The sequence below is a fragment of the Bacillus sp. FSL M8-0350 genome, from assembly GCF_038593345.1.
Taxonomy (GTDB): Bacteria; Bacillota; Bacilli; order Bacillales; family Bacillaceae; genus Bacillus; species Bacillus safensis.
Genome location: NZ_CP151985.1, coordinates 1,238,653 through 1,255,647 on the forward strand (window position 1 = coordinate 1,238,653; position 16,995 = coordinate 1,255,647).

At 43.0% G+C, this 16,995-nt stretch carries 17 protein-coding genes; 14 read left to right on the top strand and 3 right to left on the bottom strand.

From position 1 onward, the window contains the following. Positions 1–45: 45 nt before the first annotated feature. The 3 genes from NSS80_RS06290 to NSS80_RS06300 form a co-directional block, all read right to left on the bottom strand. Entirely contained in the window at positions 46–1,044 is a 999-nt protein-coding gene (locus NSS80_RS06290; RefSeq protein WP_017359158.1) for an inorganic phosphate transporter, read from the bottom strand. Between the two features lie 15 nt (positions 1,045–1,059). Next, the gene (locus NSS80_RS06295) at positions 1,060–1,677 is read right to left on the bottom strand and encodes a DUF47 domain-containing protein (RefSeq protein ID WP_024426775.1); all 618 of its coding nucleotides are present in this window, start codon (positions 1,675–1,677) and stop codon (positions 1,060–1,062) included. A gap of 206 nt (positions 1,678–1,883) precedes the next feature. Beyond that, positions 1,884–2,342: an ASCH domain-containing protein gene (locus tag NSS80_RS06300; protein WP_024424958.1), complete on the bottom strand. Its 459-nt coding sequence runs from the start codon at positions 2,340–2,342 to the stop codon at positions 1,884–1,886. Between the two features lie 227 nt (positions 2,343–2,569). On the opposite strand from NSS80_RS06300, the gene ggt reads away from it, so the two are divergent. The 14 genes from ggt (at position 2,570) to lpdA (ending at position 16,982) form a co-directional block, all read left to right on the top strand. Next, on the top strand, positions 2,570–4,321 hold the full coding sequence (gene ggt / locus NSS80_RS06305) for a gamma-glutamyltransferase (RefSeq protein WP_317222087.1): 1,752 nt from the start codon (positions 2,570–2,572) through the stop codon (positions 4,319–4,321). Positions 4,322–4,582: 261 nt separating this feature from the next. Next, complete coding sequence (locus NSS80_RS06310) at positions 4,583–5,620, top strand: sulfate ABC transporter substrate-binding protein (RefSeq protein WP_317222086.1); 1,038 nt, start codon at positions 4,583–4,585, stop codon at positions 5,618–5,620. 11 nt (positions 5,621–5,631) lie between these two features. Continuing rightward, entirely contained in the window at positions 5,632–6,477 is an 846-nt protein-coding gene (gene cysT, locus NSS80_RS06315; protein WP_024424955.1) for a sulfate ABC transporter permease subunit CysT, read from the top strand. Positions 6,478–6,482: 5 nt separating this feature from the next. After that, positions 6,483–7,352 (top strand): sulfate ABC transporter permease subunit CysW, encoded by an 870-nt coding sequence (gene cysW, locus NSS80_RS06320; protein WP_317222085.1) that lies wholly within the window; start codon positions 6,483–6,485, stop codon positions 7,350–7,352. Positions 7,353–7,367: 15 nt separating this feature from the next. Continuing rightward, positions 7,368–8,099: a sulfate ABC transporter ATP-binding protein gene (gene cysA, locus NSS80_RS06325; protein ID WP_024424953.1), complete on the top strand. Its 732-nt coding sequence runs from the start codon at positions 7,368–7,370 to the stop codon at positions 8,097–8,099. A gap of 240 nt (positions 8,100–8,339) precedes the next feature. Continuing rightward, complete coding sequence (locus NSS80_RS06330; RefSeq protein ID WP_024424952.1) at positions 8,340–8,807, top strand: PTS sugar transporter subunit IIA; 468 nt, start codon at positions 8,340–8,342, stop codon at positions 8,805–8,807. A 53-nt stretch (positions 8,808–8,860) separates the two neighbouring features. Continuing rightward, positions 8,861–10,234, top strand: a complete 1,374-nt coding sequence (locus NSS80_RS06335) for a PTS transporter subunit IIC (protein ID WP_024426780.1) — start codon at positions 8,861–8,863, stop codon at positions 10,232–10,234. A 19-nt stretch (positions 10,235–10,253) separates the two neighbouring features. After that, a complete protein-coding gene (locus tag NSS80_RS06340; protein WP_003212259.1) occupies positions 10,254–10,532 on the top strand; it encodes a PTS sugar transporter subunit IIB in 279 nt (92 codons plus the stop codon). Positions 10,533–10,593: 61 nt separating this feature from the next. Beyond that, entirely contained in the window at positions 10,594–11,040 is a 447-nt protein-coding gene (locus NSS80_RS06345; protein WP_034623414.1) for a hypothetical protein, read from the top strand. After that, positions 11,037–12,068, top strand: a complete 1,032-nt coding sequence (locus tag NSS80_RS06350; RefSeq protein WP_317222084.1) for an alcohol dehydrogenase catalytic domain-containing protein — start codon at positions 11,037–11,039, stop codon at positions 12,066–12,068. The genes NSS80_RS06345 and NSS80_RS06350 overlap by 4 nt, the downstream gene beginning before the upstream one ends. A 180-nt stretch (positions 12,069–12,248) precedes the next feature. Further along, complete coding sequence (pdhA, locus tag NSS80_RS06355; protein WP_024424949.1) at positions 12,249–13,232, top strand: pyruvate dehydrogenase (acetyl-transferring) E1 component subunit alpha; 984 nt, start codon at positions 12,249–12,251, stop codon at positions 13,230–13,232. 31 nt (positions 13,233–13,263) lie between these two features. Further along, a complete protein-coding gene (locus NSS80_RS06360) occupies positions 13,264–14,244 on the top strand; it encodes an alpha-ketoacid dehydrogenase subunit beta (protein ID WP_034281944.1) in 981 nt (326 codons plus the stop codon). A 17-nt stretch (positions 14,245–14,261) separates the two neighbouring features. Next, a complete protein-coding gene (locus NSS80_RS06365; protein ID WP_149125723.1) occupies positions 14,262–15,587 on the top strand; it encodes a dihydrolipoamide acetyltransferase family protein in 1,326 nt (441 codons plus the stop codon). Between the two features lie 12 nt (positions 15,588–15,599). Continuing rightward, the gene (gene lpdA / locus NSS80_RS06370) at positions 15,600–16,982 is read left to right on the top strand and encodes a dihydrolipoyl dehydrogenase (RefSeq protein WP_041116367.1); all 1,383 of its coding nucleotides are present in this window, start codon (positions 15,600–15,602) and stop codon (positions 16,980–16,982) included. Positions 16,983–16,995 lie beyond the last annotated feature (13 nt).

Sequence of the window (16,995 nt, forward strand, 5' to 3'; positions counted from 1 at the left end):
GTGTGCGGGCAAATAAAAAAAGACCTGTTAGACAGGTCTTTGAAATTAGAGAATCGCATTTAACACAAAGTATATAAGAGCTCCTAGAGTTCCTGAAATCGGTAATGTAATCACCCAAGTGACAAGCATACGTTTTGCCGTACCCCAGTTAACCCCTTTGACTCTGTGTGCAGAACCTACACCTAGAATAGAAGACGAGATAACGTGAGTCGTACTAACAGGTAAGTGAATAAACGTCGCACCGAAGATAATAGCTGCACCCGTTAAGTCGGCAGATACTCCGTTTACTGGACGAATTTTCATAATTTTACCGCCGACTGTTTTGATAATCTTCCAGCCGCCGATAGAAGTACCGAGTCCCATTGCGAGCGCACAAGAGAATTGTACCCAGAAAGGAATGTCGTCTGTTGTATGCAAATTACCTGCAATTAAAGCCATCGTAATAATTCCCATCGCTTTTTGCGCATCGTTTGTCCCATGGGTATACGATTGCAGTGCAGCCGTTAAAATTTGAACACGTCGGAATTGTTTATTTGTTTTTGCGAGATTGTTGTTTCTAAATATAATTTTGATAATGGTATACACGATATATCCCAATACGAAAGCTAGGATAGGTGAAAGCAAAAGTGCTTGAATGATTTTAATGAATCCCGAATAGTTTAAAGCGCCAAAACCGGCAGAAGCAATAACCGCACCTGCAATTGATCCGATTAATGCATGTGAAGAACTACTCGGAATCCCGTAATACCAAGTAAGCAAGTTCCATGTGATGGCGGCAATTAAAGCAGCCAAGATCACAACAGAGCCGTTTTGAAGCGTAAATGGATCTGCGATATCTTTTGTAATGGATTTTGCCACACCTGTAAATGTCATTGCTCCTAAGAAGTTCATGAACGCTGCCATGATGATCGCATGTCTAGGCTTTAATGCCTTCGTTGAAACTGAAGTCGCAATGGCATTTGCTGTATCGTGGAACCCGTTAATGAAATCAAAAGCAAGTGCACAAATGACAATAAGTATGGTAAGGATGAGTAATGTGTCCATGTTTAACTAACCCCGTTACGCATTCTTCATAATGATTGTTTCTAGATTGTTGGCAACACTTTGACAGGAATCAGCGATTTCTTCAAGTGTTTCGTAAATTTCTTTGTATTGAATCACTTTAATTGGATCTGTTTCTTTTCCAAACAAGTTCTTTAATGATTTACGATGAAGATTGTCACAATTATGTTCAATCTCTTTGATCTTGATTGCGTGCGGATGAATATCTTTCAAGCGATTTTCAGCTAGTAGATCAATTGTGATTAAAATTTCTTTTGCACACTCTCTGATGTAGTGGCTGAATTTGTCGATATGTTCGTCAGAGCTTGTAATTGAGTAAATTTCTAATGTTGCGGAAAAATGCTCAATTCCATCTAAAACATCATCGAGGCTATTCGTCAATTGAAGAATGTCTTCACGTTCAATCGGTGTAATAAAGGCTTTGTTCAGCTCTTTAATCATGGTATGAACATGATTATCACCTTTTGTCTCATATTCCTTCAATGTGTCAGAAAATTCTTTCAGAGTGGTTTGATTTGTTACTTTATAGCTAACAAAATACTCAGCAGTTTCATCTAAATTTTTAGCAATTTCCGTTAACAAGACGGAAAACTTGTCTTTTTTCCTTTTTAACATGTAAAAACCCTCCATTGTATAAATGAGACAATGCACACATCAAATAATTATATATTCTTTTGTCGAAAAAAAACAGGTGTAGTCGAAAATTTCTTCACTTTTTCTATTTGATCTTATTCTGACCTAAAGATGTGATCTCAACACACCTTTTTCTAAAAGGGGAAAAGCAACGAAAAAAGCGGGCCATATTTGGCGCCGCTTAAAGGCTAAGAAGCTGAATGAATCAGCTTAAACCGTTCACAAACAAGAAGCATATCTTCTTTGAATTCTAAACCGTATGATTGGAGTGCTTCTGTGAAAAATTCTTTATGTTCTCTGTACCAATAGTCATAAGATAAGTCGCCTTCACCCTCTGCTTGTGCAAATGATACGGGGACTTCATTCATTGGCATGACATCAACATGTGTAATTTCAATGATGGCTTTTGGTTCTTCTTGGCTGTCCAAAATGACCGCATATTGTCCGGGTTGTGGAAGTGGCTCCTGTTCCTTTTCATAAAAAAGGTGTCCAGAACAAGTGGCTGTTTTTTTTCCTTGCTTTACAAGATCAAGCAAATGATCAGGATCTGAGCCGAATGCCCACGCCGAAACAAACGCGTCAGCAGGTGCTTTTTCTGATTTCTCTTTCCAATAGTCTTCCCAAAATAATCTGCATTTGTTGTTCAATGTTTTTCCCCCTCTTTGTTGTGTTTATTATACCTTGAAGCTGAATCGTTGGAAATGGTGTGTCTTTATTCCTAATGAGTGAGTGCGTCATATGTTTTGAAAAACAATGTTTGATTTGGGAAATGTAGGATGATAGGATGAAAATTTTTGAAATTTTAGAATAATCTATTGTATTCTGGTCAAGAAGTCGGTAAGGTCAAAGTAAGAATATGGAAGGGGTGTTGTTCATGAAACGCATTTCTCTAACTGTTTTGTCCATATGTCTGTTTGTTTTCTCGTTTTTTCTGCCTGTCAGCCAAGTCAATGCGAACGAATCTCATGGGAGTAAAGTAGCTGTTGGTAAAGATGGCATGGTGGCTACTGCTCACCCGCTGGCATCAGAAGTAGGTGCTGATGTATTGAAGAAAGGTGGAAACGCAGTGGATGCTGCTGTTGCCATCCAGTACGCACTGAATGTGACAGAGCCAATGATGTCTGGAATTGGCGGCGGTGGTTTTATGATGGTTTATGATGGAAAGACAAAAGAAACATCCATCATCAATAGTAGAGAACGAGCACCACAGGGCGCAACACCTGACATGTTTTTAACGGATGAGGGAAAAGTCATCCCATTTGCTGAGCGATCCACACACGGTAATGCGGTTGGTGTTCCAGGGACAGTAAAAGGTCTCGAAGCAGCATTAGATAAGTGGGGAACCCGTTCGATGAAGGAATTGATTGAGCCTTCCATTCAGCTTGCAGAGGATGGATTTGAAATCGATTCTGTTCTGGCAAAAGCCATTGAAGATCATCAAGAAAAGCTGAAAAAAACGGCCGCAGCGCCAATCTTTCTTCCAGATGATCAGCCGCTCAAAGAAGGCGATCTGCTTGTACAGCCAGGTCTTGCGAAAACATTTAAGCTCATTGCGAAAAAAGGAAGCAAAGCATTTTATGAAGGAAAAGTAGCAAAAGCACTTGCAAAGACAGTCCAAGATTTTGGCGGAACGATGACAACTGATGACCTTGGTCGTTATGAGGTCAAGACTGACAAGCCTATCTGGGGGGACTATAAAGGATACCAGCTTGCAAGTATGCCTCCACCAAGCTCAGGCGGTGTGTTTATGCTGCAAATACTCAAAATACTAGATCACTTCAATCTATCACAATATGACCCCAAATCATTCGAAAAATATCAGCTGCTAGCTGAAACAATGCATCTCTCCTATGCTGACCGTGCTGCATATGCAGGCGACCCCGAATTCGTAGATGTTCCACTAAAAGGACTACTAGACGATGATTACATTTCAAAAAGAGCTTCTCTCATTCAATTAGATCAAATGAACAAAAACCCGAAAGAAGGAGATCCATGGGCGTATGAGGAGGAAAAAAATCCATCCCCAATTATCCCGCAGCCAGAAGATAAAACCATTGGCGAGACCACTCATTTTACTGTTGCCGATCAGTGGGGAAATGTCGTGTCATTCACAACAACCATTGAACAGTTATTTGGTACAGGGATCCTTGTTCCGGAATATGGCTTTTTCTTAAACAATGAACTAACAGATTTTGACGCAAGACCAGGCGGAGCAAATGAAGTCCAGCCGAATAAGCGTCCATTATCCAGTATGACCCCGACCATCATATTTAAAGATAACGAGCCGGTCATGACTGTGGGCTCACCTGGTGGATCGACTATTATTGCTTCTGTTTCACAAACCATATTAAACTTGCTTGAATACGACATGGATCTGCAAGATGCGGTGGAAGAGCCGCGGATTTATACAAACAGTACAACTTCTTACCGTTACGAAGTAGGTGTTCCCCTTGATGTAAGAACGAAGCTAAATGATATGGGTCATCGTTTTGGCAGTTCACCTATTGATATAGGAAATGTGCAAGCCTTACTCATTGATCGGAAAGCAGGGACATTTACAGGAGTAGCTGACTCCTCGAGAAATGGAACCGCTGTTGGTGTCAATTTAAAGCTTTCTGCCGATTAAAAACCATTTCCCGGGAAAAGAAGCGCCTCTTCAAGATGGCGTTTCTTTTTTTGTTTAAATGAAAAAACAGAGTTGACACCTGTGAATAGTTTGAATAATATATAGACTAACATCAATCATACATAGCTGATCGGACAACCGAAGGCTCTTGGCAATTTGAAGTACAGGACTGTGATGTATTTCAGGTGGCTAAGGGTCTTTTTTGCGTATGAAACGGCAAGGTTGGTGTCACTATTTTTGATAACGGGGGAGCGGGATAACATGAAAAAGTGGAAATGGGTCTGGGTCGTGACCATTATATTCGTCTTGGCTGTGACGAGTACTGCATGCTCAAACGCAAACGAAGCCTCGAGCCAAAAGGGAAAGGTTGAGCTGTTAAATGTTTCGTATGATCCTACACGTGAATTGTATCAGGAATACAATCAAGCCTTTCAGACGTATTGGAAAGACAAAACAGGTGAGGATGTCACGATTAAGCAGTCTCATGGTGGGTCAGGAAAGCAGGGAAGATCGATTATTGATGGACTCGAGGCAGATGTGGCAACATTGGCTTTAGGGTATGACATTGATGCGATTGCAGATCGCGGACTGCTTTCAAAAGATTGGCAAAAAGAATTTCCAAATCAGTCAACACCGTATACATCGACCATTGTGTTTCTTGTGAAGAAAGGGAATCCCAAAAATATTAAAGATTGGGACGACTTGATTCGGCCAGGTGTGTCCATCATTACGCCAAATCCGAAAACGTCCGGCGGTGCGAGATGGAATTACTTAGCTGCATGGGCCTACGCCGATAAAACATTTCATGGGAATGAAGAAAAAACAAAGGATTTTGTCAAAAAGCTATATGAACATGTCGAAGTCCTTGATTCAGGTGCACGCGGAGCCACAACGACCTTTGTTGAACGCGGACTTGGGGATGTGTTAATTGCATGGGAGAATGAAGCCTATTTAACGCAGCACGAACTAGGCAAAGACAAATTTGAAATTGTCACCCCATCAATTAGTATTCTAGCGGAGCCGCCTGTTGCGGTTGTTGATCAAAATGTGAAACGTAAAGGAACAGAGCAAGTGGCGAAGGCTTATTTAGATTATTTATATTCTAAAAAGGGGCAGGAAATTGCGGCGAAAAACTATTATCGCCCTAGAAATCAAGAAGTCTTAAACAAATATAAAGACCAGTTTAAAAAGATTGATATGGTGACGATTGATCAAGCGTTTGGCGGGTGGAGAAAGGCGCAGAAAAGATTTTTTGATGATGGCGGATTATTTGATCAAATATACAGCGGACAAAAATAGGGGGCGATGTGATGAAGAAAGCACATGCAGCCGCCAATAAAAGAAAACGTATATTGCCTGGATTTGGGCTGAGCCTTGGGGTGACGCTCGTTTATGTGAGTGCGATTGTCGTCATTCCTTTATCCATGGTATTTATTTGGACGGCTTCATTAGGAGCAGAGGGGATTTGGAAGGTGTTTACCGATGCAAGAGTATTGAAGTCTCTTCAGCTGACCGTGACGACTTCCTTTGCAGCTGCTCTCATCAATGCAGGGTTTGGTGTACTGATTGCCTGGGTTCTCGCCAGGTACACATTCCATGGAAAGAAAATCTTAGATGCTCTTATTGATTTGCCTTTTGCTCTCCCAACAGCTGTTGCGGGTATTGCCCTGACCACCCTCTATTCTCCTAATGGATGGATTGGTCAATTTCTGCATATAAAGGTGGCGTACACACCGATTGGGATTATTTTGGCACTGATTTTTATTGGCATTCCATTCGTTATCCGAACCGTTCAGCCTGTGATAGAAGGGCTTCAGCAGGAAGTCGAAGAGGCTGCGGCGATTCTTGGTGCGACAAGGAGACAGACCTTTTTTCACGTACTGCTGCCGGCCCTGTTTCCTGCGGTGATGACTGGATTTTCACTTGCGTTTGCAAGAGCGCTAGGTGAATATGGCTCTGTTGTGTTTATTGCTGGAAATATTCCGTTTAAAACAGAAATTACACCGCTGATGATCATGTCCAAGCTTGAACAGTATGATTATCATGGTGCAGCAGCGATTGCATGCTTGATGCTGCTTCTTTCGTTTTTCATCCTGTTATTGATTCACGGCATTCAGTGGTATGTTGAGCGGAAAAAACAAGTATACGTGAGGTGAAACCATTGGAGAGAGAGCTTAGTCATCAGCACCATGTTCAGTATAAAAGTCCTGTAACCGAATCTAAAGCAGTGAAAATCCTATTGATTACGGTCGTGTATGCTTTTTTGATTTTATTTTTACTCATACCGCTGATCGCCGTTTTTTCAAAGGCATTTGAGAAAGGATGGAGTTCATACCTTCTGGCCATCTCACATCCAGATACACTCGCGGCGATCAAATTGACTGTTTTCATTGTCGTCGTCACCTTGCCGCTTCAAATGATCTTTGGGGTGAGTGCTGCATGGCTTATCACAAAATTTAATTTCCGCGGAAAACGTTTGTTAACGACTGTGATTGATCTCCCGTTTGCCGTTTCGCCTGTGATTGCTGGACTTGTATTTGTGCTTTTATTTGGTTCAAACGGGCTTTTAGGACCTTGGCTTATGGCGAATGGATGGAAAGTCATTTATTCTGTACCAGGCATGATCCTAGCCACCATATTCGTTACATTTCCGTTTATTGCCAGAGAATTAATCCCGTTTATGCAGCATGAAGGCATTCATGAGGAGGAAGCATCGCTCACACTTGGTGCAAACGGATGGAAGACTTTTTTCTTTGTGACACTGCCGAATATCAAATGGGCTCTTTTTTACGGTGTCATTTTAGCCGGGGCAAGAGCGATTGGTGAATTTGGTGCCGTGTCGGTTGTATCAGGTCATATTCGAGGCATGACCAATACGATGCCGCTTCATATCGAAATTTTATACAATGAGTACCAATTTCAAGCCGCTTTTGCTGTGGCGTCTCTCATGGCGTTTGTGGCAGTCATTACTTTAATCATTAAGCAAATCATTCAGCAGAGGGAACACCGGCTCGGCAAGCGCTCAACATAAATGGAGGGATCGGCCTTGGGGATTACAGCAAAACAAATATCAAAACAATTTGGTCAGACAAAGGTTTTGCAAAACGTGGATTTATCAATAAGAAATGGTGAATTGATCTCTTTACTAGGACCATCTGGCTCTGGGAAAACGACTTTATTAAGAATCATTGCAGGTCTTGATTATGCCAATAACGGACAGATTTTATTTGGAGATCAGGATTACACACACATTCCAGTACGAAAACGGCAGATCGGTTTTGTATTTCAGCAATATGCGCTTTTTCGAAATATGACGGTTTTTGATAATGTGGCATATGGGCTGAAAATGAAACCTAGAGGAGAAAGACTGCCTAAAAAAGACATCAAAGAGCGGGTACATGAGCTTTTAGAGGTTGTTCAGCTTACGCAGTTTGAGCAGCGGTATCCAGATCAGCTGTCAGGCGGGCAAAAGCAGCGTGTGGCACTGGCGCGCGCACTTGCCGTTCAGCCGAAGGCACTCCTCTTAGATGAACCCTTTGGTGCACTTGATACAAAGGTGAGGAAAGAATTAAGGCATTGGCTGAAAAAAGTTCATCGTGACTTTCAAATGACCACCATTTTTGTGACACATGATCAAGAAGAAGCATTCGATATTGCTGATCGTGTTGTGGTGATGAATGAAGGAAGAATCGAAAAAATTGGCACAAAGGAAGAAATGGCAGTGCAGACAGACAATCTATTTGTATCTGAATTTTTAGATATAGGAAGCCACATTTAACAAGCAGTATAGAAGATTAGAAGGAAGAGACGCGGTGATGACTGCGTCTTTTTTTTATTTAAATTTCCCTAGGGACATTGACTTATAATTTTGAATATTATAATATCTTTACAAAGGTAACAGCATTGAACATTTTTCAGAACTCATAATTGTAAGCGCTTTATAAAAGGTTCTATTCTAAAAATGTTCTTTCTTTTGTTACATGTGTTCATATTTATACCAAATGAAAGGGGTGGTTGTTTGAACAGCTTGTTTGAGTTAGATGAACAACTGATTAAGCTGCAGTTCGAAGCATCTTCGAGAGAGGAGGTGACCACATATTTAGCAGGGCGGTTAGAAGCTGGAGGGTACATTAAATCGAGCTTTTTACCAGCAGTGCTTGAAAGAGAAAAAACATATCCTACAGGCCTTCCACTGGCAGCCTTTGGGGTAGCGATTCCGCATACAGATCCTGAGCATGTGAACAAACCAGCGATTAGTGTAGCTACTTTAAAGGAACCTGTCATTTTTCATAAGATGGGAAGCCCTGATGAAACAGTGCAAGCCAAAATTGTGTTTGTCCTAGCAATCTCTGAGCCTAGCAAACAGCTTGTGATGCTGGAGAAGCTGATGACACTTTTTAGAAAAGAAGAGGTGATGACAAAGCTTTCACACATGACATCTTATGAAGAAGCAGTTGACGTGCTTCAGCAAGAATTAAACCAATAGCCATTCACGAAAATATGTAAGCGCTTTATCTGAAAAATTCAGGAGGTGGATGTATGATCAAGCAAGCCGTCGATTTTATATTAGACCTTGGACCAACTATTATGCTCCCGATTATTATGACGCTTTTCGGTATGATTTTAAGGCAGGGCTTTAAGAAATCCTTCAGGGCCGGTATTACGATCGGAATTGGATTTGTCGGTGTCAATCTTGTCATTAATTTGCTCGTGAGCGGACTTGGGCCAGCAGCAAAAGCCATGGTTAATTCCCTTGGGCTAAAGCTCGATATTTTGGATGTTGGATGGCCGATTGGAGCTGCCATATCCTTTGGTACACCCGTTGCCCCGCTCATGATTCCTCTTGTGCTTTTATTAAATGTCATCTTATTGTCCGTAAACTTTACGAAAACGCTGAATGTGGATATTTGGAACTTCTGGCATTTGATTTTCGCAGCCTCTGTTACTTACTACGCTTATCATAATATGTTCTTGGCTCTTGCTGTTGGCTTGATCGTCTCTGCGATCACGCTAAAATTAGCCGATTGGACGGCGCCGACAATCGAACACCATTTCGGATTAAAAGGCGTATCGATGGCTCATGCTGAAACGGTCAACTTTGCCCCGCTCATGTATGCGTCAAACCGCATCATTGATAAGATCCCTGGTTTAAACAAAATTCATGCTGATCCAGAAACATTGAAGAAACGCTTTGGCATTTTTGGTGAACCGCTTGTGATGGGTCTCATACTTGGTATCATTATTGGTCTTCTCGGCGGCTATGATGCAAAAGGTGTGATGACGCTCGGTATTCAAATGGCAGCAGTTCTTGTCTTAATGCCAAGAATGGTTGCGCTATTAATGGAAGGGCTCATTCCAATCTCTGAGGGCGCTCGTTCTTATATTCAAAAGCGTTTCCCAGGGAAAAATGTCTATATTGGTTTAGATACAGCGATTGTGATTGGTCATCCAGCAAATATGGCGGTAGCCCTTTTAATGGTGCCGATTACGATTTTGCTCGCAGTTGTCCTGCCTTACAATGGCATGCTCCCGTTTGCTGACTTATCGGTTCTGCCATTTACAGTTGTCTGGGCAGTAGCAGCCGCTCGTGGAAATATTATTCGCGGTCTTATTAACAGTATTTTTACATTAATGATTGTCTTCTTTATCGCAACGAACCTTGCACCGCTTGCGACAACAATGGGGAAAGCAGTCGGCTTTGATTTCCCAGAAGGGGCAAACATGATTTCAGGTATTGACCTTGGTTCTCACGTTATTCCTTGGATCATGGTGAGACTTCTTGATCCGAGCAACCCTTACTTTATTGCAGCGATTATCTGTGCTTTGGCTTATGCGCTTCTATGGTACTGGGTGCGAAATGATATTAAAAAGCAGTATGCAAAAGAAATGGGCTTAGATCAAAAAGAACAATAAATGAGCTGGAGGGATTCTAATGGCGAAGAAAATATTAGTATCATGCGGAACGGCAGTTGCAACATCAACGGTTGTGGCTAAAAAGGTAGAAGAAACGTTAAAGGAAAAAGGATATGATGTCGTCGTAGAACAGTGTAAGGCATCTGAAGTCCCGCAAAAAGCGGAGGGTGCAGATTTAATTGTGACAACAACACCTGTGAGTGATACAAAAGGGACACCTGTGATTCAAACATTATCCTTTTTAACTGGATTTGGTATTGAAGATGATATCGAGAAAATCATCGATCATATCAAGTAGAGAGTTATTGCATGGAGGAGCTTTTGTGGCTCCTTCTAGTGATCTGAAAGGAGGAAGTCTCATGCAGCATCATGCTTATAGCCGAACGTCTGCAATGTTGTCTATTTTTCTCCCGGCTGTGCTCATCTGTCTGTTTTTTCTCTGGTCTCTTTATACATTATGGTCAGCAGGACCTGACCCGTTAGCTGTGTTAGGCGTTTATACGCTGCCTATTCTCATACTTTCTAGTATCACGGGACTGAACCAGCCGACAAACGTCATCATTAGTGAAGATCAACTGAAGATAGGCGCTTTTGGCAGATGGCACACATATGCAGTTTCTGATATTAAAGGAAAGCTTTTTTTAAAGCCTTATCCTCATATCGGGAAAGTCTATGTCAGGGTGGGGCCAGCTCGTATATTTGGAGGGCGCTACTGGATATCCAGCGAGATGAGTGAGTACAAGCAGCTTGTTCAAACACTACAGGATTTTGCGAAGGGTGATGAAAAGGAGGATGCTGCTACATGAAATCAGCTGTCTTTTATTCTTCAGAGGACATTCGGTATGAGGAGCGGAGCCGGCCAGTCATCGGTGATGATGAAGTTTTGTTAAAGCTGCGAGCCTGCGGCTTATGCGGAACGGATATTTACAAAGCAACGCATGAGACAGTACCTCCTGGGACGGTGTTAGGGCATGAAATCGCTGGTGATATTGTCGAGACCGGCAAGGGTGTGACAAATGTCCAGACGGGAGACAGGGTTTATGTGGCGCATCATGTGCCTTGTTTCACCTGTGACTTTTGTCAAAAGGGGTTTTATACGATGTGTCCGCAGTTTACAGCCACAAATGTAGAGCCGGGCGGGTTTTCAGAATATATCCGTGTACCTGCTTTGCATGTCAAGCACACGATGGGCAAGCTTCCAAAAGACGTATCGTATGAGCAAGGGGCGATGGTAGAACCGGTTGCCTGCTGTCTGCATGGGTTTGAACGAGCTCCTGTTCATCCAGGAGATTCCGTATTGATCCTTGGAGCGGGGCAAATTGGCTGTATTCAATTGCAGCTCGCCAAATATTATTTGGCTGGGAAAGTGATGATAACAGATGTGAATGAGAACAGGCTGCTGCAAGCGAGGAGTTTAGGTGCAGATATCGCTTTCCATCCAGCAGCTGAGCCGGTTGAAAACCGGGTGATGAAGGAAACAGATGGAAAGGGAGCAGACCTCGTCATTATTTCTGTTGGGAGCAGCGCGCTTTTAAAAGAGGCGTTTCAGGCTGTAGCGCGAGGCGGGACGATTTTGGTGTTTGCTCATTTTCCAAAGGGCGATGTGCCCATTCCTGCTGAACGATTTTTCAATGATGAAGTGAAGGTAGTAGGAGCCTATTCCTCGCATCCATATCACTATCGTGAAGCCCTTGAGCTTCTGAAAGCAAAAGTGGTCAACACTGAAAAGATGGTGACGCATCGTTATCCGTTAAGCCAGCTGCTTCAGGCGATAGAATGTGCGAGGCATTCTGAGGGTGAGAGCGTCAAAATCATGATGTATCCAGATGAATGAGTGTATGAGATTAAAAGAGAAAGAGAAGTTCTTTGGAAAAGGGCTTTGCCTTTCTCTTTTTTTCTGACAAAAGATGAAAACGCTTAAAAATGAGAGAGAAATGCTTGACTTCGATGACACTTAAACGTATGATAATTACAAATGTAACACATAAGAACAAATGTAAAGGGGAGAGAAGAAATGCAAAAACAAATCACTTTGCCTGAACAGATTAGTCATGAGAAATTAGCAGATTTATATAAACAAATGTGGTTAGTGAGATATTTTGATGAAAAGGTCGATCAATTTTTTGCAAAAGGACTTATCCATGGCACCACTCATTTATGTGTTGGACAGGAAGCGTCAGCTGTTGGATCGATTGCCGTATTAGAAGATAAAGATAAGATTGTCAGCACACACAGGGGACACGGTCACTGTATTGCAAAAGGGGCCGAGGTTAATAAAATGATGGCTGAATTGTTTGGACGTGAAACCGGCTATTGTAAAGGAAAAGGCGGCTCCATGCATATCGCGGACTTAGAAAAAGGAAATCTTGGGGCAAATGGAATCGTTGGCGGCGGTATCCCGCTGGCAACAGGTGCAGCGCTCACATCTAAAATGAAACAGGAAGGCTTTGTTGTTCTTTGTTTCTTCGGAGATGGTGCCACAAATGAAGGCAGCTTCCATGAAGCTTTAAACCTTGCGTCCATTTGGGATTTACCGGTTGTGTTTATTTGTGAAAACAACCAGTACGGCATGTCTGGCCCTGTGAAAGAAATGATCAACATTGAAGACATTTCAACAAGAGCAGAAAGCTACGGAATGCCAGGTAAAACGGTTGATGGAAATGACATGGTCGAAATTATGAACACAGTAGATGAAGCAGTCAGCCGTGCGAGAGCGGGAGAAGGCCCATCACTCATTGAAATGAAAACATACCGCTGGAAGGGTCACTCTAAGAGTGATGCGAAAAAATACCGTACACGTGAAGAAGAGACAGAGTGGAGACAAAAAGACGGAATCAAACGCTTTAAGTCTCTCTTGATTGAACTGAATGTTTTGACAGAAGAGCAGGCAGCAAGCTTACAGGAAGAAGCGAAGCAGGAAATTGAAGCGTCTGTAGAATTCGCCAAAAACAGTAAAGAACCGTCAATTGACACACTATTAGAGGATGTATACGCCTAATTAGGAGGGAAATCACGTGACAAAAACAACAGTGAGAGAGATTTCATATTTAGAAGCCGTTCGAGAGGCTATGAGTCAGGAAATGAGAGAAAACCAAGATGTCTTCATTTTAGGTGAAGATATCGGCGTATATGGAGGTGCTTTTGGGGTCACGCGCGGCATGATTGAAGAATTCGGTCCAGAGCGCGTTCGCAATACACCTATCTCAGAGGCTGCCATCGCAGGTGGGGCAGTCGGAGCGGCTTTAACTGGTATGCGTCCGATTTTAGAACTTCAATTCTCTGACTTTATTACAATCGCAATGGATCAGCTTGTGAACCAAGCGGCTAAAACACGATACATGTTTGGCGGAAAAGGAAAGGTGCCGCTCGTCGTGAGAACACCAGCAGGATCAGGAACGGGTGCAGCGGCGCAGCACTCACAAAGCTTAGAAGCGTGGATGGCCCATATTCCAGGACTCAAAGTGGTTCAGCCTTCAACAGCCTATGACGCAAAAGGACTTTTAAAAGCGGCGATGGATGATGACAACCCTGTCATTTTCTACGAGCACAAGCTTCTATATAAAACAATCGGTGAAGTGCCTGAAGAGCAATATTCAATTCCTCTAGGGAAAGCAGATGTGAAAAGAAGCGGGAAAGACGTCACGATTGTAGCAACAGCGATTATGGTACACAAAGCGTTAGAAGCGGCAAAGGAACTAGAAGCAGAGGGAATCGATGTTGAAATCATTGACCCAAGAACACTTGTCCCATTAGATGAAGAAACGATTATCGAATCTGTGAAGAAAACAGGTAAATGTATCGTGGTTCATGAAGCGGTAAAACGAGGCGGCTATGGCGGAGAGATTGCAAGTATGATAGCGGAAAGTGAAGCCTTTGACTACTTAGATGCTCCAATTAAACGACTTGGCGGTCTTGCGGTCCCAATACCATACAACCCGACGCTGGAAAAAGCGGTTATTCCACAAGTGCCAGATATTATTGAAGCAGCAAAAGAGCTTGTGCGCTCTTAAGTAAAGGGGAGAAGATCATGCCAAAAGAGATATTTATGCCGAAGCTGAGCAGTACGATGGAAGTCGGCACCTTGCTTCAATGGTTTAAAGAAGAAGGAGATTCGGTTGAAATCGGTGAGCCTCTTTTTGAAATTATGACAGACAAGATCAATATTGAGGTGGAAGCCTATGACGATGGTATTTTTCTAAAGAAATATTATGAAGCCGATGATCAAATTCCAGTTAATGCTGTCATTGGATACATCGGAGAGGCAAATGAACAGGTGCCAAGCGAACCGCCAGCACAATCAGATGAAGAATCACCAGACAGCAGCGAATCGTCTTCATCAGAAGCGGCTTCATCCAGTTCTACTGAAGCCCCAAAAACACCTAATGAAAAAGTACGTGCCACACCTGCGGCGAGAAAAACGGCAAAGGATCATCATGTAGCGATTCATGAGGTATCTGGCACAGGACCTAAAGGCAGAGTTCAAAAGCGTGACGTCGAGGCGGCCGTCCACTCTAGTGAGAAAGATCAGCGCGTGTCACCGCTTGCAGAAAAAGTGGCTGCTCGTGAAGGAATCAATTTAGCGAATGTTGCTGGATCTGGTGCACACGGAAAAATTATGAAGAGTGATGTAACGGCAGCAGCTGCACAAACAGCAGAGTCTTCTCAAGCGAAAACACAAAAACTAGCTGGCATGAGAAAAGTGATCGCTGATAGGATGTCACAAAGTGCCTTTACAGCACCGCACGTGACATTAACAAGTGAAATCGATATGACAAAAGCGAAAGAAGTACGCAAACAGCTATTGCCAGCGATTGAAAAAGAGACAGGCTACAGACTGTCGTTCACAGAAATTATCATTCATGCGGTCAGCAACGTACTCACACGCCACCCGCATATCAATATGACGTTTGAACAAAATGAGCTCCATTTCCATGATGATGTGCACATTGGTCTCGCTGTCGCTGTAAAAGATGGCTTAATGGTTCCAGTCATTTCTCATGCAAACCAAAAAGGATTAAAACAGCTGACAAAAGAGGCGAAAGAAATCGGCCGAAACGCACGTGACCAAAAACTGCTGCCAGACCAGCTGAAAGGGTCCACTTTTACCATTAGTAACTTAGGGATGTATGCCATTGATACCTTTACCCCGATTATTAATCAGCCGGAAGTGGCGATCTTAGGGGTTGGGCGCATTCAAGAAAAACCTGTTGTAGTAGATGGAGAAATTCAGGTGCGGCCGATGATGGGTGTTAGTTTATCGTTTGATCACCGAGTGGTAGATGGCGCACCAGCGGCTGCCTTTTTAACAGACCTTAAAAAAGTGCTTGAACAACCATTTGAATTGCTAATGTAGGAGATGAATCGGATGACGAAAACGTATGATCTGACAGTCATTGGCGGAGGGCCTGGCGGGTATACTGCCGCCCTTCAAGCAGCTGAGCGTGGACGGAAGGTCGCATTGATTGAAGAGGATTTTCTAGGCGGTACTTGTTTAAATCGGGGCTGTATTCCTTCCAAGACACTGCTCAAACATGCAGAAGTCATTGAATCAATTGAGAAGGCGAAAAGCTGGGGAATTGAAACAGGTGATTTGGTCCTTTCCTTCGATAAAATGAGAAAGCGCAAAGATGACGTCATTGAAAAGCTCAGAGGTGGAATTGCCTTTTTATTAAAGCAAGGAAAGATTGATGTATATAAAGGCAGAGGTACAGCTGTTACAAAGCACCGGATTGAGATTGAAAAGCAAGATGGTTCAGAATCGATTGAAACGAAAGAGCTCATCATTGCCACTGGATCTTCACCTGCCATTCCGCCAATACCGGGCCTTAAAGACATTCAATTTGACACAAGTGATACGATCTTTGACATCCCAGATATTCCGGCTTCTGTCGTCATCATTGGCGGCGGTGTCATTGGACTTGAGCTGGCTTGTATCTTCCAGAGTCTTCAATCAAAAGTCACGATTATTGAAGCGGCTCCGTCTATTATTCCACAAGAGGATGAGGAAGCATCTAAGCTGCTAGAAAGAGAATTAAAGAAAAAAGGCATCCATATCGCGAAAAAAACCACTGTGACAGAGGTGACGGAAAGCGAAGGAGTCAAAGCGGTTCATGCATCAGACGATAAAGGAGAGACGCATATCTTTACGGCTGAAAGACTGCTTGTTTGTGTAGGAAGAAGACCTAGCGTTTCTGCTGTCAGCCAGCTTGACCTTCAGCTGGATGGTCCTTTTATCAAGGTGAACGACAAGATGCAGACAAGCGTGGAAGGTGTCTATGCAGTTGGGGATGTCGCTGGCGGCTATCAGCTTGCTCACGCAGCGATGGCGGAGGCCGCTGTTGCGGTCAGTAATATTTGCGGTGTGTCTGAAAAAATGAATGCTGATATCATGCCTAGATGTATTTATACATTACCAGAGGTAGCGAGTGTTGGTCTGACTGAGAAAGAGGCAAAAGCCAAAGGACTTAACGTGCGGGCAGAACGATTTGATTTAGCGGCAAGCGGTAAAGCACTAGCGGCAGGTGATCAAACAGGCTTTATTAAATTGGTATACGATACAGCCTATGGTGAAGTGATTGGCGCGACGATGGTTGGCCCGCACGTCACAGAGATGATTTCAGAAGCTTCCTCCTTTATGTATTTAGAAGGAACAGCAGAAGAGATGGCGAAAATGATTCATCCGCATCCGACCATCTCAGAAGGTTTTTATGAAGCAGCACTTGATATCGTGAGTAAGCTGAGAAAATAATGGCCAAACAAGG

What these genes read in the sequence shown, in the direction of transcription:
- NSS80_RS06290 (WP_017359158.1), bottom strand. Translation starts at nt 1,044, where the DNA reads ATGGACACATTACTCATCCTTACCATACTTATTGTCATTTGTGCACTT.
- NSS80_RS06295 (WP_024426775.1), bottom strand. Translation starts at nt 1,677, where the DNA reads ATGTTAAAAAGGAAAAAAGACAAGTTTTCCGTCTTGTTAACGGAAATT.
- ggt (WP_317222087.1), top strand. Translation starts at nt 2,570, where the DNA reads ATGAAACGCATTTCTCTAACTGTTTTGTCCATATGTCTGTTTGTTTTC.
- NSS80_RS06310 (WP_317222086.1), top strand. Translation starts at nt 4,583, where the DNA reads ATGAAAAAGTGGAAATGGGTCTGGGTCGTGACCATTATATTCGTCTTG.
- cysT (WP_024424955.1), top strand. Translation starts at nt 5,632, where the DNA reads ATGAAGAAAGCACATGCAGCCGCCAATAAAAGAAAACGTATATTGCCT.
- NSS80_RS06335 (WP_024426780.1), top strand. Translation starts at nt 8,861, where the DNA reads ATGATCAAGCAAGCCGTCGATTTTATATTAGACCTTGGACCAACTATT.
- NSS80_RS06340 (WP_003212259.1), top strand. Translation starts at nt 10,254, where the DNA reads ATGGCGAAGAAAATATTAGTATCATGCGGAACGGCAGTTGCAACATCA.
- NSS80_RS06345 (WP_034623414.1), top strand. Translation starts at nt 10,594, where the DNA reads ATGCAGCATCATGCTTATAGCCGAACGTCTGCAATGTTGTCTATTTTT.
- NSS80_RS06350 (WP_317222084.1), top strand. Translation starts at nt 11,037, where the DNA reads ATGAAATCAGCTGTCTTTTATTCTTCAGAGGACATTCGGTATGAGGAG.
- pdhA (WP_024424949.1), top strand. Translation starts at nt 12,249, where the DNA reads ATGCAAAAACAAATCACTTTGCCTGAACAGATTAGTCATGAGAAATTA.
- NSS80_RS06365 (WP_149125723.1), top strand. Translation starts at nt 14,262, where the DNA reads ATGCCAAAAGAGATATTTATGCCGAAGCTGAGCAGTACGATGGAAGTC.
- lpdA (WP_041116367.1), top strand. Translation starts at nt 15,600, where the DNA reads ATGACGAAAACGTATGATCTGACAGTCATTGGCGGAGGGCCTGGCGGG.